The organism is Pseudarthrobacter sp. fls2-241-R2A-168 (assembly GCF_030209335.1).
Classification (GTDB): domain Bacteria; phylum Actinomycetota; class Actinomycetes; order Actinomycetales; family Micrococcaceae; genus Arthrobacter.
Genome location: NZ_JARVSG010000043.1, coordinates 1 through 23,704 on the forward strand (window position 1 = coordinate 1; position 23,704 = coordinate 23,704).

The 23,704-nt window shown below is 59.6% G+C and carries 14 protein-coding genes and 3 pseudogenes; 6 read left to right on the forward strand and 11 right to left on the reverse strand.

The genetic code is table 11. The annotated features are described in order from the left end of the window. Positions 1-59 precede the first annotated feature (59 nt). The gene (locus QRN11_RS20220) at positions 60-341 is read left to right on the forward strand and encodes a hypothetical protein (RefSeq protein WP_285314250.1); all 282 of its coding nucleotides are present in this window, start codon (positions 60-62) and stop codon (positions 339-341) included. 832 nt (positions 342-1,173) lie between these two features. Here the strand turns inward: QRN11_RS20220 and QRN11_RS20225 are convergent. Beyond that, positions 1,174-2,517 carry an NtaA/DmoA family FMN-dependent monooxygenase gene (locus tag QRN11_RS20225; RefSeq protein WP_285314251.1) on the reverse strand — a complete coding sequence of 448 codons (1,344 nt, stop codon included), beginning with the start codon at positions 2,515-2,517 and terminating at the stop codon, positions 1,174-1,176. Between the two features lie 19 nt (positions 2,518-2,536). Beyond that, a complete protein-coding gene (locus QRN11_RS20230) occupies positions 2,537-3,877 on the reverse strand; it encodes an NtaA/DmoA family FMN-dependent monooxygenase (RefSeq protein WP_285314252.1) in 1,341 nt (446 codons plus the stop codon). 348 nt (positions 3,878-4,225) lie between these two features. On the opposite strand from QRN11_RS20230, the gene QRN11_RS20235 reads away from it, so the two are divergent. Continuing rightward, entirely contained in the window at positions 4,226-4,831 is a 606-nt protein-coding gene (locus tag QRN11_RS20235) for a TetR/AcrR family transcriptional regulator (protein ID WP_285314253.1), read from the forward strand. 687 nt (positions 4,832-5,518) lie between these two features. On the opposite strand, the gene QRN11_RS20240 is transcribed toward QRN11_RS20235, so the two are convergent. The 4 genes from QRN11_RS20240 to QRN11_RS20255 form a co-directional block, all read right to left on the reverse strand. Beyond that, positions 5,519-6,454 (reverse strand): NAD(P)-dependent oxidoreductase, encoded by a 936-nt coding sequence (locus QRN11_RS20240; protein ID WP_285314254.1) that lies wholly within the window; start codon positions 6,452-6,454, stop codon positions 5,519-5,521. A 267-nt stretch (positions 6,455-6,721) separates the two neighbouring features. After that, complete coding sequence (locus tag QRN11_RS20245) at positions 6,722-7,261, reverse strand: NADPH-dependent FMN reductase (RefSeq protein WP_285314255.1); 540 nt, start codon at positions 7,259-7,261, stop codon at positions 6,722-6,724. 309 nt (positions 7,262-7,570) lie between these two features. Further along, positions 7,571-8,998 carry an NtaA/DmoA family FMN-dependent monooxygenase gene (locus tag QRN11_RS20250; protein WP_285314256.1) on the reverse strand — a complete coding sequence of 476 codons (1,428 nt, stop codon included), beginning with the start codon at positions 8,996-8,998 and terminating at the stop codon, positions 7,571-7,573. Positions 8,999-9,068: 70 nt separating this feature from the next. Then, on the reverse strand, positions 9,069-10,022 hold the full coding sequence (locus tag QRN11_RS20255; RefSeq protein ID WP_285314257.1) for an isocitrate lyase/PEP mutase family protein: 954 nt from the start codon (positions 10,020-10,022) through the stop codon (positions 9,069-9,071). Positions 10,023-10,790: 768 nt separating this feature from the next. Here QRN11_RS20255 and QRN11_RS20260 point away from each other — a divergent pair. Next, entirely contained in the window at positions 10,791-11,330 is a 540-nt protein-coding gene (locus QRN11_RS20260) for a flavin reductase family protein (protein WP_285314258.1), read from the forward strand. A gap of 662 nt (positions 11,331-11,992) precedes the next feature. Here the strand turns inward: QRN11_RS20260 and QRN11_RS20265 are convergent. Continuing rightward, positions 11,993-12,439, reverse strand: a pseudogene (locus tag QRN11_RS20265) (IS30 family transposase); the annotation flags it as partial. 110 nt (positions 12,440-12,549) lie between these two features. Between QRN11_RS20265 and QRN11_RS20270 the strand changes: the two are divergent. Further along, a pseudogene (locus tag QRN11_RS20270) lies at positions 12,550-12,890 on the forward strand (helix-turn-helix domain-containing protein); the annotation flags it as partial. A gap of 184 nt (positions 12,891-13,074) precedes the next feature. Here QRN11_RS20270 and QRN11_RS22585 read toward each other — a convergent pair. From QRN11_RS22585 to QRN11_RS20280, 3 genes are all read right to left on the reverse strand, one after another. Then, positions 13,075-13,242, reverse strand: coding sequence for a transposase (locus QRN11_RS22585; RefSeq protein ID WP_350224016.1), 168 nt, complete (start codon positions 13,240-13,242; stop codon positions 13,075-13,077). A gap of 477 nt (positions 13,243-13,719) precedes the next feature. Continuing rightward, the gene (locus QRN11_RS20275) at positions 13,720-13,965 is read right to left on the reverse strand and encodes a hypothetical protein (RefSeq protein ID WP_285314259.1); all 246 of its coding nucleotides are present in this window, start codon (positions 13,963-13,965) and stop codon (positions 13,720-13,722) included. Between the two features lie 1,113 nt (positions 13,966-15,078). Further along, on the reverse strand, positions 15,079-16,587 hold the full coding sequence (locus QRN11_RS20280) for an MFS transporter (protein WP_285314260.1): 1,509 nt from the start codon (positions 16,585-16,587) through the stop codon (positions 15,079-15,081). Between the two features lie 3,524 nt (positions 16,588-20,111). On the opposite strand from QRN11_RS20280, the pseudogene QRN11_RS22590 reads away from it, so the two are divergent. Both QRN11_RS22590 and QRN11_RS20285 read left to right on the forward strand, forming a co-directional pair. Continuing rightward, a pseudogene (locus QRN11_RS22590) lies at positions 20,112-20,591 on the forward strand (AraC family transcriptional regulator ligand-binding domain-containing protein); the annotation flags it as partial. A gap of 135 nt (positions 20,592-20,726) precedes the next feature. After that, complete coding sequence (locus tag QRN11_RS20285) at positions 20,727-21,083, forward strand: helix-turn-helix domain-containing protein (protein WP_285314261.1); 357 nt, start codon at positions 20,727-20,729, stop codon at positions 21,081-21,083. A gap of 1,575 nt (positions 21,084-22,658) precedes the next feature. Here QRN11_RS20285 and QRN11_RS20290 read toward each other — a convergent pair. Further along, the gene (locus QRN11_RS20290) at positions 22,659-23,546 is read right to left on the reverse strand and encodes an SDR family NAD(P)-dependent oxidoreductase (protein WP_285314262.1); all 888 of its coding nucleotides are present in this window, start codon (positions 23,544-23,546) and stop codon (positions 22,659-22,661) included. Positions 23,547-23,704 lie beyond the last annotated feature (158 nt).

Consider the following 23,704-nt stretch of genomic DNA (forward strand, 5'->3'; position numbering starts at 1 on the left):
GCAGATTGAGCAGGACGTTGCGTTGGTAAGCCAATGGTCAGCGGTGGAAAGGGGGTGTAGTGGACATGAAGAAGGACTCGGACATGGACAATGACCGGCCACCGGCCATTCCACTTATTCGTTTTGAACCGCAACTGATCAGACAGTGGCAGCATCTTTGGCGCAATGAACTTGTTGAGCTGCGATCCAACGGAAAGGTGCTGGGCAGAGGCCACATCGACATCACTGCAGAAGACGCCAGCACCATATGGATTTACCGGGAATCAGGCGGAGGCCGAATCATGATCCATGCGCAGGACGGGATAGACATCTGGAGGGTCGACCCCGATGGAGCCAACTAAAACATGATTGCACAATTTCCTGCCCTCCGTAATGCAATCGCAGTTAGCGCTTATGCGACAACGAGAACCCGGTCAACAGGGCTAATCCTGGCGTCCCTGAGCATGCAGCGACGAAAGCGCTAAGGGGTCTCGAAGCTTCCCAACCACAGCGCAGAACCTTCAAACCCATACCGGGGGATCTGACAGTCGATTCGGAGAAGATCGTGACAATCCTTCTCAATAGAGCTGTTCAACCATCGGCTAAGAACCACAACAGCCTCAACGACGAGGTGGCGACCTTGCCGGCAACCAGCGATTCCGCAAGTATGAGCGGACACTTCGAAGCGGCCCCGTGGGAAGGTCTTCATTGGGAAGCATCCACTTCCTCAGAGTTATCAAGTCCTCCGGAATCAGGGCTACCCGAGGAAGTTGCCAACGTGTGGATGAGCGGATTGCTTTGCACAGCACAGAGGGCCAGACGCACACAGACGCCGTCACTTGCACGCCGCTCGAGGCCGACGAGACGTTTTCTGGGTTTGTGGGCAGTACGCGTGCAATCCATGGCTGCGGCCTTTCATGCACTCCTGCGGGTTTCGAATCCTGGACGGAGTTGATAACGGCGCCAGAGCAGGAACTGATCTGTCACAACGACCTCGCCTCCTGAATCTGGTCATCGGGGGACGGTGGGTGATGGGCAAGACCCGGACACTGTCGGTATTCGCGCCAGCGTGCGTTCCGTGCCCATGAGCAAAGGCTTGCGAGCCGCTTCAACAATTTTCTGAACGCTGCTTGGGCCGGCTGACAGGTGCGTATAGCGCAAACGTTCATTTACGGACTCTGGACGCTCTTCGGATCACGACGTAAGCTCGCGGTCGGTCAGGCGGGGATCAGGTCCGAGCTGGTCGGGGAGCCCGAAGTGGTCGCGCAAGGTAGTTCCCTGGTAGTCGTCGGGTCGAAGACCACGGCGACGCAGAATCGGCACGACGTGGTCGACAAAGTCGCCGAACCCGTCATGCAGGTCGTCAACGACGAGCGAGAAGCCGTCGGTGACGCCGGCGTCAAACCACTCCTGGAACATGTCCGCGACCTGCTCCGCGGTGCCAATGACCCCGGGGTTCGGGTCGAGGACGCCGTGGCCGAGGATTTCCAATGGGGTCCGGCCCTCGCTGGCGAGCTTGTGGGCGAGGGTTTCCTGTTGCGATCCGGAGCGGGCCCGGAGTGCCTGTGCCTGCACGACGCCGAGTGGCTTGTCGCGGTCCCGTGGGTCAAGGCGCACGCCGAGCATCATGGACAGGTGGGCCAGGCGCCCGTCAATGCCAGCAGCCTCTTCGAGTGCCATCCGTCGCTCGACGGCCTCCTGTTCGGTCGCCCCGAGGCCGAAGGTGGCGAAAGACAGGTACTTCACTTCATCCGCGTCACGGCCGGCGGCCTCGGTGACAGCGCGGATCATGTCCCGTTGGCGGCGGCTGTCCTCGATGGACGACGGCATACCGATGATGCCGTTGGCGTACATGCCTGCGGCCTGAATGCCGGCGCCGCTGGCGAAGGGCATGAAGAGGACGGGCTGCCCCTGCTCCGAGGGCGGGATCTGGAGCGGTCCCCGCGACCCGACGTGGCGACCTTGCAGGTTGATGGGACGAATGTGCGAGGTGTCCGCGAAGCGCCCGGTCACCTTGTCGGGGGTACCGGCTCCCCGCCCCCAGCTCGCCCATAGCGCCTCGACAATCTGGATCACTTCATAGAGCCGACCGTACTTGTTCTCGCGTGAGGGGACGGGCAGCCCGTAGTTCGCGAAGGCTTCTCGTTCGTAGCTGGGTATGGCGTTCCACCCGGCTCGTCCGCGGCTCATCACATCGAGCGCCCGCAGTTGCCGTGCGATGGAGTACGGCTCGTTGAAGGACGTGGACAGGGAGGGGACGAGGCCGATCCTCGTGGTCGAGTTGGCGACTGCTGCCAGCAGCATGGCTGGGTCGATGGACACGATGGGGGGTCCTGTTTCCAGGTCACCCCAGATGAAGGCGCGGTCGGGATAGAAGAGGTAGTCCAGCCCGCCACGCTCGGCGATCTGGGCCGCGCGCACATGAGACTTGACGTCGGTGTAGGAGTCGGTCTCGGCCCAGGGCATTCGCCACGCTCCCGGATGGTGGCCGTTCGTTGGCCCCATTGCCGCTCCGAGCAGCATGCCGTTGTGTTTCATGGAAGTCCTTCTGTCATTGTCAGAGCTGTGTGCCGCGCGATATCCGAGGATCAGGACCGTACTGCTCCGGGACGCCAAGATTCTCGCGCAAGGTGCTACCCGCGTATTCGTCCGGGTAGATTCTGCGCTGTACAAGCAGCGGCACTACCTCGTCGACGAAGGTGTCGACTCCGTCTTCATAAATATCCGGTAGCAGCCAGAAACCGTCGACGGCTCCGGCTTTGAACCATTCCTGCATGTGATCGGCGTGCACGCCTGGCGGTCCTACAGTAACGGGGTGGTAATCGATAGAGCCGTGAGCAAGGATGTCGCGGATAGTCCACCCCTCTCGTGCGAGTTTGAATGCGATCCCGGAGCGGGGATCTCCTGGCGATGCGTGGGCGGCCGAGCTCTGTTCCGGTGTGAGCGGCTGGTCGAGCTGGCTGCGGTGCAGTGGAATTCCGAGCATGCCACTGAGATGAGGCAGATGCGCCTCGAGCATCTCGCCCTGATGTTCGATGCGCCGGTCTAGGCCTTCCCGCACGCTAGGGGCAACTGTCGTGATGAGCCCGGCGAAGTATTTGATGTCGTTGGGGTCGCGGCCCGCGTCCTGGGCGGCGCGTCGCACGAGATCGCGCTGGGCACGCGCTTCCTCGATCGTCCACACCTCGGCGATGAAACCGCTGGCGTGGCGACCGGCAATGGAGAGCAAGTGCGGGCTCGTGCCGCCGGAGGTGAAGATGACGGGCTGTCCCTGCTCGGAGGGCGGGATGGCCAATGGGCCGCGGGACCCAACGTGCTCACCGTATAGATTGATCGGCTGAAGCTTCGACTGGTCGATGAAGCGGCCCGCTTGCTGGTTTTTGATCCATGCGTCCTTTTTCCAGCTTCCCCAGAGCGCTTCCACGACTTGGATTGATTCGAGGGCGCGCTTGTAGCGTTCGGCGCGCCCCACGACCGGCTTGCCGTAGTTCGCGGCGACCGCAGGGTCGCTGGTGGTGACGGCATTCCACCCGGCACGGCCGTGGCTCAACACGTCGAGCGCCTTGAACTGCCGGGCGTGGTTAAACGGTTCCTGGAAGGTGGTGGAACCCGTTGCCACAAATCCTATGTGCGATGTGGCCTGCGAGATGGCTGTCAGTGCGATCATCGGGTCAAGGATGTTGCTGACGGGACTGTGTTCGACGTCTCCGCGCACCGCCGGGAAATCGGGGGTGAAGAGGAATGCGAACCTGCCGCGCTCGGCGGACTGCGCGTAGCGGATGTTCGCCTCGATGTTCGCGTAGTTGCCTGAGTTGACATGCGGTGCCCGCCAGGCGTTTTTTAGCGTCCCGTACCCGTCGGTGAGCGCCATACCGAGGATGATTTCCTTCTTTGCCATTGTGTTTATCCTGTCGTCCAGCAAAATTCAGTTGGCTAGCTGGTGCAAACTTAAGACCGGTCGTCAACGTCCCTGTGGGTTTCGAAACCAGTAGCAGCGAGAGGACGTGCTCGCCGGTTTCGATCTTGTCAAGTTCTGCCGTGAGCGTCGCCAGGGCATGGACGACGAATACTCATTTCGATGCGCATCTCATACGGGTCACCGGGTCGGGGTGAGCTACAGCGGGCGTTCGCCATCCGTCAGTTGTTGTCCCGCATGAGGTTCTTCCGACATAATGAGGAGACCTTCTCCGTTTCACTCACGTTAGCGGAGAAGGTCTCCGATTTCAACTTCGAGGAGACGAGACTCATGACTTCACCGGCTGATTTCCGCGGCACGCGAACCGATGCGCGGCGCAATCGCGCCAAGATTCTAGAGGTTGCCGAAAGCGTCTTCGCGATCGAGGGTATGGAGGCATCCATGGATTCCCTTGCCAAAAGAGCAGGCGTGGGCCCCGCCACGCTCTACAGGCACTTCCCAACCCGAGACGCGCTTATTGCGGCAGTTCTCGAAGCACACGGCCCTGACTTGCGGCAGGAAGCGGCAGACATCGCAGAGTCCGACATCGACGCCGGGGCGGCGCTCGACCGCTGGATCCTCGCGGTCGGGGAATGGATGCGGGCCTACGACGGACTGCCCGAGCCTGTGCGGGTTGCTCTCGCTGACGGCAACTCCCCTCTAAGGCCGACCTGTCAGCAAATGATTGACACAACTCAAGAGTTCCTTGATGCCGCCCAGCGAGACGGATACGCACGCCCCGGAATCCGCGGTCTTGACCTGTACCTGGGCGCGCTAGCCGCCGCCTGGGTTGCGGCGGCCACCTCCGCCGACGCCGCGGCAACACACGGTGCGGCTGGGCTTCTGCGCTCCGGGTGGGCCCTGAACCAGTCGCCCGAATCGTGCGCACACCGGTGACAGTCGTGGCGCAAGAGCAAGATGTTGCCCGCCCAGTTGAAACAGTCTGGAACGATTGCCGGGCCGAACGCTGCGGCGAGGCATCAAAGTGAGCTGATCGGCTCATGCGGTAATTGAACGTCCTCTACCTTTGCTTCAGGCGTTGTCAGGGCAGAGACAGCAAACCGTCTTCCGGCACAACGGCGCCGCCAGCGCGGACGCGCCTGGGTGCCGTCCTCTTGCGACTGGTGCTGCTACTAATTTGACGTCGAGTGCTGCCGAGCGGCCTGCGGCACGTGCTACCGCCCAGGGTGATTGATGACCACCGACAGCTAACGACAACCGAGCTTCGAACCGTCCCAGCCCCGGCATAGTCGTTAGCTTTTTGGCATGGGGCGCCCGGTCGCCACAAGTGGCCCTGGAAGTAGACCGCCATATACCGCTGCGATTCGTGATTGGTCAAGCAGTACGTCCGGGGTTTTGGTGCGCCATGAGTGTGCCCCTCTAAACCTGTAAGGGTCCCAATGGAACGGTCGAAAACCATTGGGGCAGCGTAAGGACGTCGATCCGTCCATGCACCGGCGCCTAGGAATACGCTTGCTGTGCATCGCGAAGGTCAACCGGAGCGATGCCTCGTTTGGCGAACGTACTTCCTCTATATGCCTGACACCCGTACCGCATTATCGCGCAGCAGCGAGGGCGGACCTGTCATTGCAGGTTTTCCAGTGGTGCCCCGGTTCGAAGGGCTTCGACATTTCTGACGATCAGGTCCTCTGCGTTCTGCGGCCTGTTGCCCGCGACGTGAGGCGTGATAATGAGATTGTCCACCGTCCAGAGAGGGGATGTGGACGGCAGCGGCTCGTCCTTAGTGACGTCAATGGCGGCAACCCTAAGCGTTCCCTCTTTCAGGGCCGTAATAAGGGATTGCTCATCGACAGTCGATCCGCGGCCTACGTTGATGAAAACGGATCCCCTCCGCATCCGTGGAAAGAATTCACTGCCAAAGAGGTTCTCGGTAATGGCAGTTGCAGGAAGGAGTGAGATCACGATATCTGTGACAGGCAGCTGCTCCCGTGCCTGTTTGTCGCTAATCACGGGGTAGCCTCCGCGGTGTCGGGGCGTGCTGGCCACACCAGTCACGTGTGCACCGAGCATGGTCAGGACCGGCGCCAATTTCGAAGCAATTGATCCAAATCCCCAGATGAGGATGTGAGCCCCGGAAAGTGTGTATTCACTGGCTGTTTCAGCATGCGCCTGGCGGCGGCCGTAGTCCATGTCCCAATGTTTGTTTTGTTGCGCGAGCTGGAGTGTATCGAGCCTCCTGATGCATGCGAACAGGAGCGAAAGCGTGTGCTCGGCTACGGGTCCATCGTGCAAAGAGCGCCCGGAGCAAATTTTTACCGATTGCGCGAATCCGGCGGCCACGATTGCGTCGGTGCCTGAAGCCAAGGCTTGGACAAGCTGGAGACTGTGAAGAGTTGCCGCTGCCGATGCCAGCTGGGCAGCAGGGTTCTGCCACGCGACCAGGACTTCCGCGTCGAGGTGCTCCGAAGGCATAGGGGCGGTTACATCATAGGAATGGAAGGTCGCCTCCTGTCTCGGAGGAAATACCAGCGGGATGGTCGTCGGGATCAAAACTTTCAAGTCGTTCTCCAGGAAATTGGTAGATTGGTGCCTCACAAAAAGGCTGGTAAAGGCATGAAGTCCAGCCCCAGAGATTACAGATGAGTCGGGCCGCCCACCGTGACATCTCAAACTTACTCAGGATCTCCTGATCTCCATCAACAAAGGCTACTGCTGCCGGGGGATTGGTTGCTTGCCATGGCGGGGGAGTAGCAAACGTGCCAGCAACACGGGGGCGCTGCCGTGTCCGGGAAAGCGCGGGACTTGAAGTGGCACTTTATGCCTGTGCTAAGTTGCTTCACGGGCCGGGGATGTGGACTCAGCGACGGCGCGTGCAACGTTGCTGAGCCGGCGGAGGTTGGCAGCATACTCTGAGGCCGCGGCTCCAACAGCTTCGTCAAGGTTGCCCAGTTCAGTCAGGGCCAGGTAGAATCCCCGGCCAGGAACGATCGCACCCAGTTCAGCCAGAAGTGGAGACAGAGTAAAGGTTGAACCCATTGAGTGGGCAGCGTCGCCCCCGGTCTGGACCGGGATTGCGGTGACTCCCGCCAGGGCGTTAGCGGGGTAGCGGTCCAGAAAGGCTTTCAGAAGCCCTGTATATGTTGCCTTATAAGTCGGTGAGGCGAAGATTGCGAGATCGCTCTCCGCAACGGCCGCACTCAGCTTCCCCATTCTTTCGGACGGCCACGTGAAGATCTCATCCGTATAATCGGCAAGTTCTATGACATGGACCTCAAATGAGCCGGGATCCAAAAGCTTCTGCACGAGGGCCTCTGCGATCATCCGCGTCCGGGACTCCGGCTTGGGATTCCCAACGACGATTGTCACCTGCAGCATATGTTACCTACTTCCCATAATCAGAAACGCCCACCGAAACACTGGTACGCCGGCAAGGCTGTCGGCCCCGTTTGTTGATATCTACCTTCCAGAGAAGCGAGTCCCCACTCGGTGAGTGTGTTGCGGCTTGGCTTGGCTTCTCCACGGTTCTGGTCTCGGGTTCCCCGGTGGACAGCAGCACGATGAGCGCCTGCTGTGCAGACCCGACGCCACGGAGGATGGACCGGGCCGCCGCTCCCGGTCCATCTTCCGTGTGAGCATCAGCGCAACGAGTTGGGTGCTGTACCCTCGCTCCGCCCCTTATTTGGCCTCTGAAGGTTGCCTTGACTCATCACGTGCACTGACGTACTCGTCGCGCTCGCGGTAGGTACTTGCCGGATGGGTTTCATCCAGGCGTGGTCCGTGGCCGGGGAACAGTTTTTCCCGAAGGGTTCCTTCCCGGTATTCGCGTTGCATGAGGCCACGTTCCTTGAGCACAGGGGTGACGTGTTCAGCAAAATCGGTATATGTTCCGGGCACGGTAATGTTTATGAGGTTGAAACCAGTGACCCCAGCCGCGGCATACTCGGTGATCTGGTCGGCGATCGATTCCGGAGTGCCAACGACCTTGTACTGGTTCGATGTTTGCCGATTGAAATCAGCAAGCGTTGGAACCGTGCCCTTAGGGGCGTTCTCAATGATGCGCTCAACTCCGCTTCGTATGCCCTGGGCATGTTCAACGATGTTGATGAGCGGCTCGTCTGGATCGAACTTTGTCAGATCGATGCCGGCTGCAGCACTAGCGAGGACCATCTGACCTTCGAAATCAGCGTATTCGTCCAGCTCATCAGACTTCCGCTGCGCTTCTTCCTCAGTAGATCCCACGACGAAAATCTTTCCCTCGATGAAGTGGATATCGGCAGTGTCTCGTCCATGTGCCTTGACCCGCTCCTTCAGCTTTGCGACTTTGTTCGCAGCATCCTGGGCAGAGACTGAAATCAGGAAGGCGCCCTCGGTGTGCTTCGCAGCAAAGTCCATTCCGGTCGGCGATGAACCTGCTTGGAAGAGGGCAGGGGTGCGCTGCGGGGAAGGCTCGACCAGATGTGGCCCCTCCACCTTGAATCGTTTGCTTTGGTGCATGATTTTGCGCACCTTTGCTGGATCGGCATAGATTTTCGTTGCGCGGTCCTTGAGGACGGCTCCGTCGACCCACGATCCTTCCCAAAGCTTGTACGCTACTTCGAGGTATTCGTCGAGCCATTCGTATCGCTCGTCGTGGCCAAGGATCTCGTCGTGGCCCATGCTCTTGTAGCCGTTATCACTAAAGCTCGAGACCATGTTCCAGCCGATACGGCCCTTGGTCAGGTGGTCCAGGGTCGAGATCTGTCGGGCGAAAGAAAACGGATGCTGCTGAACGATCGAGCTGGTGTAGACGAGGCCGAGATGCTCTGTTGCCTGCGCCATTGCGGACATCAGCATCGCGGGCTCGCTAATCGGGAACTGCAGCGCATGTTCCACGACGCTAGCGAATTCTGCGCCATACATGCCGAAGGCATCTGCAAGGAAAATGCCGTCAAAGTGGTGCCGCTCGGCAAGCTGGGCGAGCTCCACCCAAAAATTAAGGTCGTTGTATTCCGTTATCCGATCTTCCGGATGTGTCCACATACCTTGCGACATGTGCGAGGGGGTGTCCATCGCAAAAAAGTTGTATACAAGTGGGCGGTTTGGCTTTGTCATGGCTTCTTTCATAAACGTCTGTATTGCTGAAATTTCCGCTCCAGTCGGGAGCCGCACTGGTTGATATGTGCGCTTTTAGTGTTTAGTCGTGGGTGGAGTTCTCATAGTCTCGCTGCAGGGACGCGGGAAGGAACCGTTCCTCCAGTTCCCGGACCTGCTGGTAGGTCGGCTTCACGAACCGGTCTCCGAAGCCGACAAATTCTTCGGTCCCTTCCAGCGCGAACGCTTCAGCAATGTACTGGTCGTAGGCAGCCAATTCGCCGGAATCCCTGACCTTCAAAAGCAGTTTCCAGACTGCCTGGACGCTTGGCACGGCGAAATTGAAGATCTGGACGGCCTGGCCCCATTCCGACAGCTGCGCGACTGGAGGTGTGGGTCCGGCGTGCCGGCTGGGGATCACGTATGCCGGTCCCGGGGTCTGTTCAAGGAGGTAGCGCCAATCCTCCCGGTTGCGGATCCCTTCGTAAAAGATCACGTCAGCACCGGTCTTTTCGCGGTACAGCCTGCCCCGACGCAGGGCCTCTTCGAGGCCTCCGCCGGCCACCGCGTATGCGTCCGTGCGGGCCGTGATGACGAAGTCCTTGTCAAGTTTGTCGCGTACTTCGCAGGCGGCGTTCAAACGTCCGATGGCTTCCTCGTCCGAAACAATGGCGATGCCGGCCTGGCCGCCGGCCTTCTTCGGTTCGAGCTGGTCCTCGATGTGGATGCCGGCGATGCCGGCATGGATGAACTCCTGGACTGTCCTGCCGACGTTCTGTATGCCGCCGAATCCGGTGTCGGCGTCGCAGTAGACCGGGATATCCACTGACTGCACCACCCGCCGTGCGTTGTCCATAACTTCGGTCCGGGTCATCAGCCCCACATCGGGCTGCCCGTTAAGCCACCAGGACGAGAAAGCACCGGAAATCTGGAAGGCGCCAAAGCCGCCAGCCTCGGCCATCTGCGCATGGACCGGCAGCGCCCCCATCGGCAACACCTCGGTGCCGGGGCTTGTGAAGAACTCACGCAGCCGGGTGGTCTTTTTGGAAGTACTCATTGCCAGTTCACTTTCGGTTGGTTGCTTCAAACGATGGGTTACTCAAGAGGGTTGCTTAGGCGCTTTTCGTGCTGGACGTCCGCATGTGGGCATGGATAAGCAAGACGTTGATAGTCACAGAGACGTGGGCGCGCGATTTCGCTGCCCACTCTTTGGTCGCACCCATGCCGCCAATATCGATTGCTGCGCTCCTACCGTGCTTGTCTCCGCTGACAACCATCCGGCTTGGCCTCTGAGTAGATAATCCGGTGCAGCTAGTGCTACAGGTGCCACGTTATAGGCGGGAAGGCGGAATTCTGCAGGCTCGATGATGCCAACAAGTTTTGATTTCATGCCACAAATGAAATATGAGGCGTTGCTTAGGCTCTGACTGCCCAGATATCCCGCCCATTAAATCGGAAGGACCCCGGTGTGTTTGCCGGTCAGAGCCGTGGTTTGACTGCTTGCTGCCTGCGTGAGGATGCACTTGCGCTCTCCAAAAGACGTATGGCGGAAAAACCCAAATGGTTGGCGTGAGGGGGACTCCCAACGGGCGGAAAGAACACCCTAATGTGGCCTTTGAACCTGTTCAGTGTGATCCGAATTACGACCAGAGTGGGTCCGAACACGTTGTACCGGTTGGAGCCCCTCTTTTGAGGGGCACGACTAAAGCTTCAAGCATTTCCGCTGATAGTTGTTGCCCGCTGCAGCCATCAGGTCGTATCCCTGGTCACCATGGTGGTGGCCAGCAAAGCAACGGGCATGTACCCCTCGAAAGGACTAGAACTCATGACTCAGGAACTGATGACCCAACCCAAGGTGAGTAACTTCAACGACGACCCGATGCTTGTGCGAAAAGCGTTTGCGCAGTTCCCGTCCGGTGTGGCAGTGCTCGCGGTGGACATCGACAACGAGAAGCACGCCCTTGTCGCTTCGTCGTTCATGGTTGGAGTATCACTAGAACCGTGTCTCGTGTCTGTCGCCGTGCAAAAGTCGTCCGAGACCTGGGAAGTTATCAAGGGTGCCCGTTCGCTCGGCGTTTCAATCTTCGGCAAAGGCCAGGGAGATCTGACCCGCAAGCTCGCGAGCAAGGACCGCGCTGCGCGCTTCGAGCAAGTGGCGATTGAGGTCAACGAGTCCGGTTCTGTTTTCGTCGAGGATGCAGCGCTGTGGCTCGAATGCTCGATCCACGATGTTGCGGAGGCGGGGGACCACTGGATGGTCCTACTCGAAGTGAGCAAGCTCGGTGTGGGTGACAATGAGCCGCTCATCTGGCACGGCGCGAAATTTCGCGAACTCGTAGACGCCCACTCGATCGACGTCAAGTAGTCGCCCACGGGCGCCAAGGAAACCAAGGACGTCAACCCAAACGTTCCGGTCGGCAAGGGCTACTCGAAAGTCTTCGAACAGCTGATGAGAATCAGCACTGGTGACGGGAGGTGCGTTGGCCCTACTGGTCGGGACCGGCGGCAACTGCCTTGCCGGTTGCCCAGATAGCGTCTCTGCCGCCGTGCCCCATTGCGGCCAGGCATGCCAGTGCTGTTGTTCTGGCGCATTCCGAACCGTGACTGGCCCAGAGTAACTTTCGGGTAGGGTCGCGCGCCTCGCCCTTCCAGGGCTAACTCAGGTCAGTAGCGGCAGCCAACAGCTGGAACCACTACATGAGTCCAAATCTAGAAAGCCTCTGACATGTCAGGAAAATCGGGCCACGCCACGCAAGCACAAGCAATGGAGCCCGCCGCTGATCAACGCATTGGTGGAAGTTCGCCTCCGCGGTCAAGTTCTGCGAACCGGATTCATTGAAGAGGCGATGCCTGATTCTTCCGCCGTTTGGATCGCTGACCGGCAAGTCTGCAAAGGCCACGAAGTATGGGTCTCACCACAGGAGCTTTGCCGGGAGCTAAGGTAGCGCACGACAATTAAGCAAATGTTCGGCATAGGCACTATTAAGGGTGGCTCGGCAGAAGGGCTGGCCTGCCGTAGGGCGGCTTCTAGGGATCGTTGCAACACCTACTGCTTAGTTGGTTAGGAGTAACATCACGTAAACGCTCGGCTGTAGTTTTCCAGTCCAGCGTTTTGCGTGGGCGGCCATTGTGTGCCTGGGCGAGGTCTTCGGGTCCGTAGACGGACAGCGCGGTGCCTTTGGGGAAGTATTGGCGCAGCAGCCCGTTGGTGTTTTTGCTTGAGCCGCGTGGCATGGCTAGTGGGGTCGCAGAAGTAGACCTACGGGTCGGTGGCTATGGTGAAGGATTTATGGGCAGCCATTTCCGCCCCCTGGTCCCAGGTCAAGGAGCCGGACAGGTGTGCGGCAGTGTGTCTTTGGCCTAGATCAGGCCGTCTCGAACAGTTTCGGCGGTGTGGTCGTTAGGGAGATGGACGAGCGCTACGTAGCGGTGGTGGTCTCCCTCCCAATGGCCGGGCAGGGCACGGTCCTCAATCCAGGTGTACTGAGCCGGGACCTTGTTGACATGCAAGGGCTTGAAAACGAGGAGGACCTCCGGGCTTCGTGGAGCTGTCTAGTTCACACGCTTCGCGCTCGGAGGTCCTTATGCCCCAGGTTAATGCCCGTCTGACAGTTTATGGAAGATGCCCGTTCGCTGACCGTGTGGCCGCGGGCCGCCCGGTCGCTCATATCGCTGCTGCGCTGGGCGTTTCCCGGCAGCCCGCGTACCGGTGGATCAGACGGTTCCGGGCCGAGGGCGCGGCAGGCCTGCCAGACAGCTCAGTCGGCCCAAATCTTCACCGAGCCGACTGAGTTTGGAACGTGAACGAGCCTTCCTGGAAGCCCGGCGGACGGTGAGGTTCGGGCGGCCGAGGATCGCTGCACTCACCGGTGTCCCCGCCCGGACGTTGCCCCGAATCCTGAACCGGCACGGGGTTCCACGGCTGCGGACTGCGATCCGCCGGATCTGACCTGATAGCGCCTCTGTGGGTCAAGCAGCTAGTTTTTGCGCTTGATGGTGGTCGGGCAGTATCCGCCTGTAGAGGACATTGGAGAGGCGTCGTTTGAGTGCCCTGCGGGCTTCGCGGGGTGTTTTTCCCTCGGCGGATTTCTTCAGGTAATACTCCCTGCCTAGCCGGGGTCTCGGCTTTGGCAGACGGCCATGGTGTGCAGCACGGAATTGAGCTGCCGGTTGCCTCCGGTGTTGAGTCTGTGGCGGTTTTGTTGACCGCTGTAGGCGTCGAGGGGTGCTGTTCCGGTGTAGCTGGCGTAGTGTGAGGCGCTGGGGAATCTGGTGATGTCGCCGACGTGGCCGAGGAGTTTTGCACGAGGCCGACGCCGACTCCAGAGATTTCCTGCAGTGTCGTGCCAGTCGCGGCCTTAGCGTCGCGGGTTTGTGCTTCGTTGTTTTTGATGCCGGCGTCGATGCGCCGCAGGTCAGCGAGTAGTTCCTTGGCGAGTTCGCGTCTGAGCGCGTCGGTGGCTGTAGCCGGCCGGATGGTACGCATCGCGGCGGCGGCCTTTTCGGCGCTGAGGCCGGACTCAACTCCTCCGGGGATCAGCTCGCGCAGGAGCCGGTGCAGGCGGTTGAGCAGCCGGGCACGTTCGTGGCCGAGGTCTTCGCGGCGTTCGGCCAGCAGGCGCAGAATGGTGCTCTGGTTTTCGGTAGCCACTGCGCGCAGATTCTCTTGCCGGACCGCAGTTACGCGACGGCGAACGCATCTGACGGGTCGCTCTTGCGGCCACCTCCGGTGGATAAAACTCGGACCTTCATGGCTAGTGTCGAGGGGACATCGACAACGGATTCCCCGCTGGCCACCAGGATGTGAGCATTCGACGGCCGAGGCCGTTGGCTCCCTCGATAGCGAATCTGCGTTCGGGCCATCGCGCCCCCCAGCCCAGCAGTTGCTTCGCGGTTCCTGCGTTGACCACGAAACGTCGCCCTGCGAGCTGACAGCCCGTGGAATCGATGGCTGAGGCGGTGATGGAGGATTTATGAGGGTCGATGCCGATGACGATCATGTCCGGGGTTCCTTTTGCCGATGTCGGTAATGGATCACCCCTGGCGGGCACCCTGACTTGAAGTGTTTGAATGCTTCTGTCGAGCCACGCCCCGGGCGGGCGTCAGCGGCGCGGCTCGCTATCAGTGAGCCAACCCAGACAACCGGGCGGCAAGGAGCTTGCGGACCTGTGCCGGCTGACACCCTGGAGGTTGCAAGACTGTAGAGCCTGCAGCACCCACCGCCAATGGAATAAGTCAGGAGCTTGGAATAGAAGCCCCATCACAGACCTGTCGCCTGCCCGGCCGGCTCGCCCTCATCCGTTCATTCATCCAGTACGGAAGAAGCGTTTCCAGCATGACAACCCTGATCGATGGCTCCGCGGCGTCGACGAGCACGAGTGCAGGCCCTGGCCGGACGTCCAAAACATCCTTGGCTTCCGACCCGGATGCAATGCCGCGTGCCGCTGTTATGTCTGGCCCGTCGGTTCCTTCTGAGAAGCGCGATCCTCCCTCGCCATTCGACGACGGCCGCTGCGACGATGCGTTCTCAAGGAATGGGAGCTCTGGTGGTGTCAGGCTCAGCTGTGAGAGTCGGGGGTGTGCCAATAATGCGCGCGTTGTTTCCTTGTCACCATTCCGAGCTGGTTTGTCCCGCATCTTGGCGGACTGTTTCAGCTTCCAGTTCCGCCGTTCGCCCAAGCACGTACTGGTAGGCCGGAAAGGATCTGGTCGTGAGCTAATGGTTTGGTGGGTCCACTGGTGTGTGCGCCCGAGGAAAGGCAAGGAGGTGAGTGGCCAGTTCCACCAAGTCTCTGTCCCACTCCCGACAGGGCACCATGCAAGAAACATTTGGGCCCCAGGACGTACTTCCGAAACGCGGGACTCACAGCATCGAACAACAATTTCCGCATTGGGAGCCGATGTAGACTTCCCCGTCCGAGGGTATCAGGATCTGATTGTGGCGGCGGACTGGGGGATTCCGGAGCTTTTGACCTTCGTCTTAGCGCCGTTTTGCCCCACCTGGGTATTGGCCATTCCTCACCGAACCCCTGTGAAGAATGGCCAATATTTAGGAACGCCGCCGCTCGCGGGTTACCCGTCAAATGCGAGGCGGGACATTATCCAACCGGAACCTATCCTTTGCCGACAGCCGAAGGGACAGCGCCGGCCGGTGGAATTTCCAGGGCACCCGAAAGGCTGTCAGATGCTCCAATAGCATGGCGGTCCGTTAGTTTACGAGGGGCGAGGAACCACCATACGCCTGCCATGACCACCAGGAGGATGGATAGTCCGACAAAGAGCCCCGTCCAAGATGACTCCGGGGTGAACCCGTCCGGTCCGGGTGCAATCACGTTGAACACGATCGCCGTGGCAATCGCAATTGAGAGGTACTGGATGACGCCTTGTACGCCGAACACTGTTGACGGATTGTCTTGGCGTGTGGACGCCGCGACCAGCATATAGCCGGAAGCGTAGATGGCGATGACCAGCACGCCATAGAAGAAGCTCCAGAGGAAAAACAACCAGTAGCTATCGTGCGCGAAAGCGACACCCAAGGTGACTATAAGTGATGATATCGACGCCAAAGGCAGGAAGACCTTCGGCCCAATGCGCGGCAAAAGGGACTTGACAAGCTGACCGGAGACCAATGTTCCCGGGAACACCATCAGCAGAGGCCAAGTTGAGGCCAGGGGATCAAGCCCTAGCCCCCAGCTTGGGTTCTGCATCATATTCGGAAGTCCGAGGAAAAACGAAAGCCCAAGAAAGGAAAGGATTACGATGCACAAGTAACCCCCTATTGTCTGGCGCAGATCCATATTCTCAAATGACATCACAGGCGAGGCTGCGCGCCGCTGTTGGAAAATCCATGCCACAAAAAGCGCAGCACCGGCTGCGAGGTAGGCAAGAACCAACGGGGACGTCCACCCATTCTCAGGGCCAGCACTAATGCCCAGAAGTAGCGCGGTGACCCAGAGGCCAAGGCCGATTGCACCTGCCCAGTCCAACGTATTTGTGGTCACTGTCGTAGTGCGTGGTTGTAGTGGCGCGTGGCGGGATGCCAAGGCGAAGAGCAGTTGCATAGCAAATAGGCCGAAAATGAACCAAGTCACTGACCGCCATGAGAGCCCCGCTGCCGCCGAAACGCCCGCAAGCAAAATTGCAACCGGGGTGAAAATTGCCGCTACGGTCGTGAGCCAAACGGAGATCCGTTGCGTTTGGGTTGCATCTGCCCGTGGCCGCACCAGCCCCCAGCCCAGCGGGATACCGGCCGAGAAGCCTGTGAGGAAGCGGCCTACGATAAGTGGCCAAAAGTCGGACATTAAGCCCGCGACAGCCGAGCCAAGCAGCGCCAGGATGGAAACGGCGATGAGAACTTTCCGCGAGCCGTAGATATCCCCCATCCGGGAGGTGAGCGCCACCGAAACAGCCCCACCAATAGTTGCGGCATTGAAGAACCATCCGATTTCCGCAGGCGTGAAAGAAGTATCAGCCATGATTGTCGTGACTAGGGGCCCGTACATCAAGCCAGTGAGAATATCGGCGATCGCGGCAGCGGTGAGCAGTGCCCCTACGCCTGCCCAAAGACCACCTCTCTTCGGCATAAATCTCCCACTTGGGATTGAACTTGCTGTTGTTACCATAGGTGTACCTAACTAATGGGTGGGTTCGAGAGCCACTGTTGTGCTGACGGGCCAAAGGCTTTCGCTTCTAGAGCCTTTGAGCATCAGCGTCAGAGGCGGTGATGCGCCAGCGGATTAGGATTTCTCGATTGTTTATAGTGTCGTTGTCGCCCAGCCAAGCTCGGATTGAGTGTGAACTTGTTTGTCAAGAGCGGTGATGGCGTCAATGTACGCGCGTTCTACGTCGTCGTGGTTTTCCAAGCGCACGGGACCCCGCCCATCACGAGCAAATCTCCGGGCTGAAGGGGGATAGGCCCGGAAGTTCAAGGTCGACCTTCCGGAGACAACAATCCCGTACTCGGCGCCGCCCCAATCGCGAATGGCTGCACCGCCGTTCACGTTGACCAACTTCAGGGCGCATTGGGGCCGGCAACCTCGACCTTCTCAGGCCAAGTTTTCAATTACTTCCGACGTCAAACCAGTGGTCAGGCGCTGCTGGACGGTCCGGCATTAACCCCAGGTTGTAACTGCACTCCTCCTAGACTCCGTCGTCTGCTTGCAAATACGACTATCCACTCCCGCGTGAACTAGGTCACGTGGGGAGCTAAACATCATAGTAGAGAAAGATGCCGGAGACTCGGGAGCGTCTTGCGCGCCAAGCTCTTGTGATTTTCCGCCACAGGTTAACAACGAAGGGGTAAAGGGAAGCACGTCAAGCGTCCGCCCTGCCCGCATCCAGCTACTACGAGGCCGAGGATTACTGGCTGGATCCTCTCGCACCGGGCGTTAGGGCAATTGGCCCGCACCTCTTGCGAAACCTCACTCTCCTGGCACCCCGCAAGCAGCGGTCGACAGAGCCCGATCTAATGGTGCCTGGGAAGAGTCGACCGAAGGAGGACCGGGGCTATACCGGTCCCACGTCTAGTGATTTTGCAAATTCAACAGTCAAGGCGCCATCCCTGCAGCCCATAGACAACAGGGACCGAGCTCATCAATCAGCATTGGCGCCAAATAAACATCGGATGGCGCGAAAACTTAACTGAGTAACGGCGGTCACATTTAAAATGGGAGGACTAACAGGGAAATATTCCTAATGCCGCATCCTGGCGCACCCCAAACCATCGAGTTGGGAAAAGGCAGTCGATTCGCGGCCGGGAGTGCCACATTGTGCCACATCGCCTTCAATTATAGTGGGCGATTCATAATCGTTTTCAGGAAACCATCATGAGGATCTTTAGGGCCAGAACATCCGGGCCACCAGTTCAGCATCACGACAGCCCTACCCGACTTGTCGGGTCGTCGGCAGCCGAGCACTCCGTGGATATTATCGGGCGCTTCGTAGCCGCCCCCTGGGAAGGCCTTCGCTGGGAAGTTTGTGCGTCGACACTCTCCCCAAGTCTCACGGAACCGGACCTTAGGAACACGACTGCATCCTGGTGGCACTACGAGCGTCATAACAGTTGCTAATCCGGTGGATTGAATACTGATAATAGATTTCTCGTGGGGGACTCTCCGATAAACAATGAAGTCCGTCGGGTTTCATTAGTGGGTGCGTTCAATCGATCCGGCCAGCGACGGTAACAGCGAGCGCTCAGCACAGGCTTCAACCTCATCAGGCAGCCAGCACGACCGCGACCCCGCTAAACCAAGAGATTTGGTGACCGGATACGGACATTTTGGGCAGCGGTTTTGTTCGGAAGGCACCCGCGGGTCCTTACTGCCCTCCGGGAGCAGGCGTTGATGCAAATCACACGTCGCACTCCAGGAACGCACGAATTCAACTCATCAGGTTTCGCGGAGCCGCACTATGGGCAGGTATCGCTGGCACCATCGGCCGTGAAGTCATCGAATCGGGCCTTCGCCGCTGGCTCGGATGGGGCCGTACAGCCAGCTGAGGGCCTTGAGGGTGCCGCCGCCATGCCGGCATCCGCCGTAGTGGAAACTGTTGCGGATCAAGTGCGCCTTCTTGCTGCACTACTGTCCGCTCCCAAAGTGGCCGCAATCGCGTCCGGCAGCCCCTGAGACCATCGCAAGCAGTGATCAACACGTCGTCCGCCCCTGGATCTTCTGCTCGGAGAAAACCCGCAGCCAGAACTGCGCACCTTCGCCGCTGTGGAAGCCCCAGATCCCCAGAATCCCCCGCTCGCAATTGTGACGCTCATCATGACGTAGAGCGGATGTTCCCAAACCTGCCCATCACAGACCATAACCAAGACCGAGTCAGCGAAGAGCAGCGGAGAGACCGGATCCAACGGCCGGGCCGCGAATTAGGCCAGCACCGGGGCGATTTTTGCCGTGATCCGGCTGATGGTGTCCTTGGAAACCATGGCCCGTAGACCTCTTCGAAGTGCGCGGAGACTTCCCTGCTGCAACCCGCCCGGGCCGACCAGGCCCATGCCCTGCTGCTTGGCCTGCGCGCAAGCAACCGCTCCGCAAGCCCCTTCTGTTCGATGATGCCTTCCGTCGCAGGATCGATCATCACCCCTGGCATCTCGGTCATGGACTCCGGATCGGTTGTCTCCTTTCGGATAAGCCGGACCCCATATTCCGTTATTCAGACAGTCCCCCGGCCGCGTGTGTGGCTGGTATGCAGCATGCGATGAAGGCAGCCGTCGGGTAGAAACAGGGGGAGCGGAGCCATAGGACCACGTTGGTGTTCGCCCCAACCGGGTCTGGCCTTACGCGCACGCAGCCTGCGGCCTAGGACCGCTACATTGCAGTGAAATCGCCGTTTGTGCCAGTGAGAAGTTGGACTGCGAGTCGACGATATGACCACTGTAGTGGAAACCGCGCCGACGGGGGATTTTGATGAGCTTTGATTTGGGGGAGCGTGCAGATTTGGCGAAGGCGGTTACACCGGAGGCTATGAGGCTGGTTATGGGGCCCCTTGGTAATGACCATGCTCTTTGACACATTCCATCCGCACGCCCTGGCGTTTGCGCTGCAGCCCCGGGGCACGTAAGTCGTAGATGTTGCGGGCCGGCTACATAGGCGAATCAACAGTTCGGTGAGCTGCGGCCGTGCAGTTCCCCTGCAGGAGGCCCTTCCGTGAAACCTCCGTCGAGTGTCTGCCTTCAAGTTCTAGGTTTTCGTTCTAATGCAGCGTGCTCGCCGCACTTTTACGAGCTGCTGCCCAACCCGGCGTCGAAGACATCCGGCCGGCTACTGGCTCCACCCAGATCGAGGACCGCCTTTAACCGAGCCCCACCGAGCCGTTTCCCTGGAGGGCGCGGTGTGATGCGGTAGGCCATGCACGGCGCGAGTGGAAGATGGATACAGGCACAGGTGTCACGTTGCACTCTACGAGGCTTTGTGGCCTAGCTCAGAGTTGATCGGTCGAATAGTCACACCGTGAGCCCCGGTCCTACAAGATCCTTTTCGTATCCAGCCAGGCGCGCATCTAGAATGAATGAACTATCAGAGGCGCTCTAGCCGCTTTTTGTGACTTTTATGCCATAAGTTCGAGGAGGAACTTCTTGCGCCTCGCCTCGTACCGCGACGTGCGGGTACCGAGTTTCAGCATCCGCACCCTCCGGGATGTGCTGATGGGAGCCGGGCTTGATCACTTGTCCGCTTTCCGCGCCGCTGGCCTGGATCCAGACGTCGCTGAAGCCCCTGGGTCCGTCGTTACCGGAGAACAGGAGCTCGCCTTCCAGCTGAAATTCGTCGAGCTGACTCCGGGGCGGACCGACCTGTGGATCAAGGCAGGGCAGCACTACTCCATGCTCGCCTTTGGGCCCTTTGGACTGGCTCTGGCAACGTCTCCCACGCTAACGGACTTTGTCAAGGCCTCAGCCGCGGCTGACCTGACCTACACGCTTGCCGATTATTCACCAGTCCTAAGTAGCCGCGGAGTAGTAATGGGGCACCGGTTTGCGCACCGTGAGGCGCCCGACGAACTGGCGGCATTCTACGTTTACCGTGACACAGTCGCGGGGCTCCGTTCCCTCGCTATGCTCACAATGACAGATCCCGCTCCCCTGACAGCCATACACCTTCCGCTCCAAGAAGTCTCCCCGGAGCTCGTCAGACTGTTCCCCGCTTCGGCCTCGGTCAATTTGGACTCGTCGACCGGGGTCCAACTGGAGTGGGATGAGCACCTGTCCACAGAGCCACTGCCTCATGGAGATACGTTCCAGCATGAGACCTACCTTCTTCAGATGAATGAGCACCTCCAGCAGTTCCGTCTGGAGCAGGACTGGGTTCGAAGCGTCGTTGATGCCATGAAGAAGAATTTGGAAAGGGGTGTGGCAATGTCCGACGTCGCTGCAACCTTAAACTCATCCGTCCGCACACTGCAAAGGCGGCTCGAGCAAAACGGCACGACTTTCCGGCAACTGCGGGATCAAGCCCGCTTCGAGTTAGCAACCGATATGCTGGCCGAAACGAATGTCTCCGTCTCCGAGATTTCCCGCAGGCTCGGTTATGAAGAGGCTGCCAGCTTCACCGTTGCCTTCAAACGCTGGTCCGGCCGCGCGCCTTCGCGTTACCGTGCGTCGCCCCCTCCGCGCCGATAGTGGCTATTGCCGTGAAGGAGTTGTGAATAGCCCGTGCAAGCCTTCCCGCCGGGACGTCTTTTAATAGCCCATCTGCAGTCAAACCTAGCAAATGCAGGGCAGACGCAGACAGGGGCGCCATTTTGCGTGCGGAAGATGAAGACAGAACTTTCGCTGCCTAGTGGACCGGGGCTTAGGCCTTGTCCAAGTTCTCTTTGTTTGGCTGGCCGCCTCGCGAAGGCCCCTTAATGTCCGCCAAGGCGGCTGCAACGGTAATCACAGTGAAGCAGTATGGTGGGCTGCTGGTCCGGCATTGGGGGAGACATGGAGTCGACTAAGACCCGCTTGAGTGGGCCGCCGACGGTACGGAGGTTAGCGTTGATACCGCCGGTAACTCCAATTCGGTGAAATGGGACGCTTGCGATGGTGATGGCCGACACCGGCACCCCAGTGTGTACTGTCCTTCAGCACCTGCCATCAGTGGGTGGGCATGGAGAGCAGGAAACCAAGCTAACGGCCGCGATCGCACGGTCTGCGACTAGGACGGTCCGGGGACCAAGGTGGTGGGTGGGGACGGCCGAGGCAAAGCCCATGGCGAGAATGGCGGTGGTTATGAGCAATAGGACAAGGCCGCGCTGGAAGACTTTTAGATTAAGTCCCTAGCCGGTAGCACGGGTAATCTGGACGAATTGGGGCTGGAGGCAGTAGAGGACGACGCCGAGCAGTGCAGCGGAGGCGCTGGTTGTCCACATTGTGCTCCCGCGCATCATCGTCGGATCTGGAAGGGAGACTTTGAACCTTCGCTCGACCAGGATCCACGGCAAGATCCAGCGCACTGCCAAGATGAGCAGTACCAATACGGGCGCTGAAATAAGTTCCCCCATTTCCGCGCCTGGTCGGCAACGAGCAGAAGGCTGGCGAGCCACAATGTGGCCAGGGCAACAGAACCAGCGCCGAGCCGCGCGGGGGAATGGCGCGAACGCGGCATTGCCGTGGCGGCAAGGATAATGCTCATAGACACCCCAGAACAGCCAGCGGAATCCTGCGCCTCGACGATATGGCCCGAGAGGACCCTGGTTCGCCTCGGGCTAGCGAAGTGACTGCGCAGAATGAAATTGCGAAAGCCAGAGGAAGGACCCCCGCCGTCGCCCTAAATGAGACGTTTGCAAACCATCACTTCGAGGTCTTCTGCCGGGGCTGAGACTGTGTTCCCGCGGCTATTGACAGAAGAACGGCGGTGAGGAAACTTCTTTTGCCCAAGGCACCCCCCAGCCTTCCCAGAAGGGGGGGCAGAACCGAGGCGGAAAGCAGGTACGCGGTCTTAATCCCCGTCGCGCCATGCTGGTCCGTCCCCTGCTCGCGCTGCATAGCTGGCAGAACGGCCCGACGATCGTCTGCAGAATCGCACTATCACCAGCGGCGGCGAACACAGCAACAAAAATAGTGGATGACTTCACCCACAGCGTCCCAACTGCGTCTGATCACAATATTTCCCAGAGGCACATCGGAAAGCCGCCCGCCGGATGGTACCGGCGAGCGGCTAGGACGCGGAGACAGAGCCCTACGAACGCGTGCCCTCGAGCAAGCGATTAAGAATCAGGAGAGCCCGTGGAAGGAGTTGGCCAAACGGTCAGCGCGGTCCTGTATCAGATCAGCGGGAGCTGGGTGACTGGAGATGAAATCGTAATTCTGGCGGATGCCGTTGACGACCAGTGGGCCGACTTCATCAGGATGCATCGGCTGCATGAAATTCGTGACCTCACTGAGCGGTGTAAGACCGTTCAGATTCTCTGCCCCGACGGCAGCAGCGGGCGTCGAAGTGTAATCGGTCCACGGCTTCACATGGCGAACATCAGATCGATCAGCCTCGGGCCGAAGCCTCTCGCTCGTCCCGACTCTTGTCTTCACGGCACCCGGGAAGAAGACGCTCACGGCGATGGGGATGCCGGCGATCTTGAACTCCTCTCGCGCGCACATGGAGAATGCGTCGATGGCGGCCTTGGAGGCGGAGTAGGCCGAATGCCCCGGAACGGTGAACATGGATGTCATGGAGGACGTGTTGACGATGTGGCTGTCCCGCTTCTGCTCGCGCATGCGGGGAACGAACGCCAAGTGTCCGTGCAGTGCGCCGTACCAGTTGACGTTCATTACCCACTGGAAGTCACGGAGTTCGGTGTCCCAGGAGGCGCGGAAGGGCCTCATCGTCACGCCTGCGTTGTTGACGAGGATGTCGACGGCTCCGAATTCTTCGTAGGCGAGGTCGGCCAAATGCTCAACTTGGTCTAGCTGGCTCACGTCTGTAGCGACGCCCAGAGCGCGGCGGCCCAATTCGCGCACTTCGTTTGCGACCTTTTCGGCCGCATCGCCTTCGATGTCGCTGACGACGACGTCGACACCTTCCGCGGCGAGGGCAAGGGCAATTGACCTGCCCATGCCGCCGCCGGCCCCGGTGACAACAGCTACTCGGTTGGAAAGATCTTCCACTGTAGTACTTCCTATCTTTTGTCAGCACCGACTTTGGTTGGTGCTGTTCCTTTATGTCGGTAATAGTCGCTTTTTGTTCCGGCGGTCTTTTGGCAGGGAAAAATTGAGCATCCTACCTGCTGGCTATCCGCTAGGGGTGCGGGGCAGAAAATTCCACT

Excerpts from the sequence above, each read along its gene's own strand:
- QRN11_RS20225 (WP_285314251.1), bottom strand. The coding sequence starts at position 2,517 with ATGAAACACAACGGCATGCTGCTCGGAGCGGCAATGGGGCCAACGAAC.
- QRN11_RS20230 (WP_285314252.1), bottom strand. The coding sequence starts at position 3,877 with ATGGCAAAGAAGGAAATCATCCTCGGTATGGCGCTCACCGACGGGTAC.
- QRN11_RS20235 (WP_285314253.1), top strand. The coding sequence starts at position 4,226 with ATGACTTCACCGGCTGATTTCCGCGGCACGCGAACCGATGCGCGGCGC.
- QRN11_RS20250 (WP_285314256.1), bottom strand. The coding sequence starts at position 8,998 with ATGAAAGAAGCCATGACAAAGCCAAACCGCCCACTTGTATACAACTTT.
- QRN11_RS20255 (WP_285314257.1), bottom strand. The coding sequence starts at position 10,022 with ATGAGTACTTCCAAAAAGACCACCCGGCTGCGTGAGTTCTTCACAAGC.
- QRN11_RS20260 (WP_285314258.1), top strand. The coding sequence starts at position 10,791 with ATGACTCAGGAACTGATGACCCAACCCAAGGTGAGTAACTTCAACGAC.
- QRN11_RS20275 (WP_285314259.1), bottom strand. The coding sequence starts at position 13,965 with ATGATCGTCATCGGCATCGACCCTCATAAATCCTCCATCACCGCCTCA.
- QRN11_RS20280 (WP_285314260.1), bottom strand. The coding sequence starts at position 16,587 with ATGGTAACAACAGCAAGTTCAATCCCAAGTGGGAGATTTATGCCGAAG.
- QRN11_RS20285 (WP_285314261.1), top strand. The coding sequence starts at position 20,727 with ATGAATGAGCACCTCCAGCAGTTCCGTCTGGAGCAGGACTGGGTTCGA.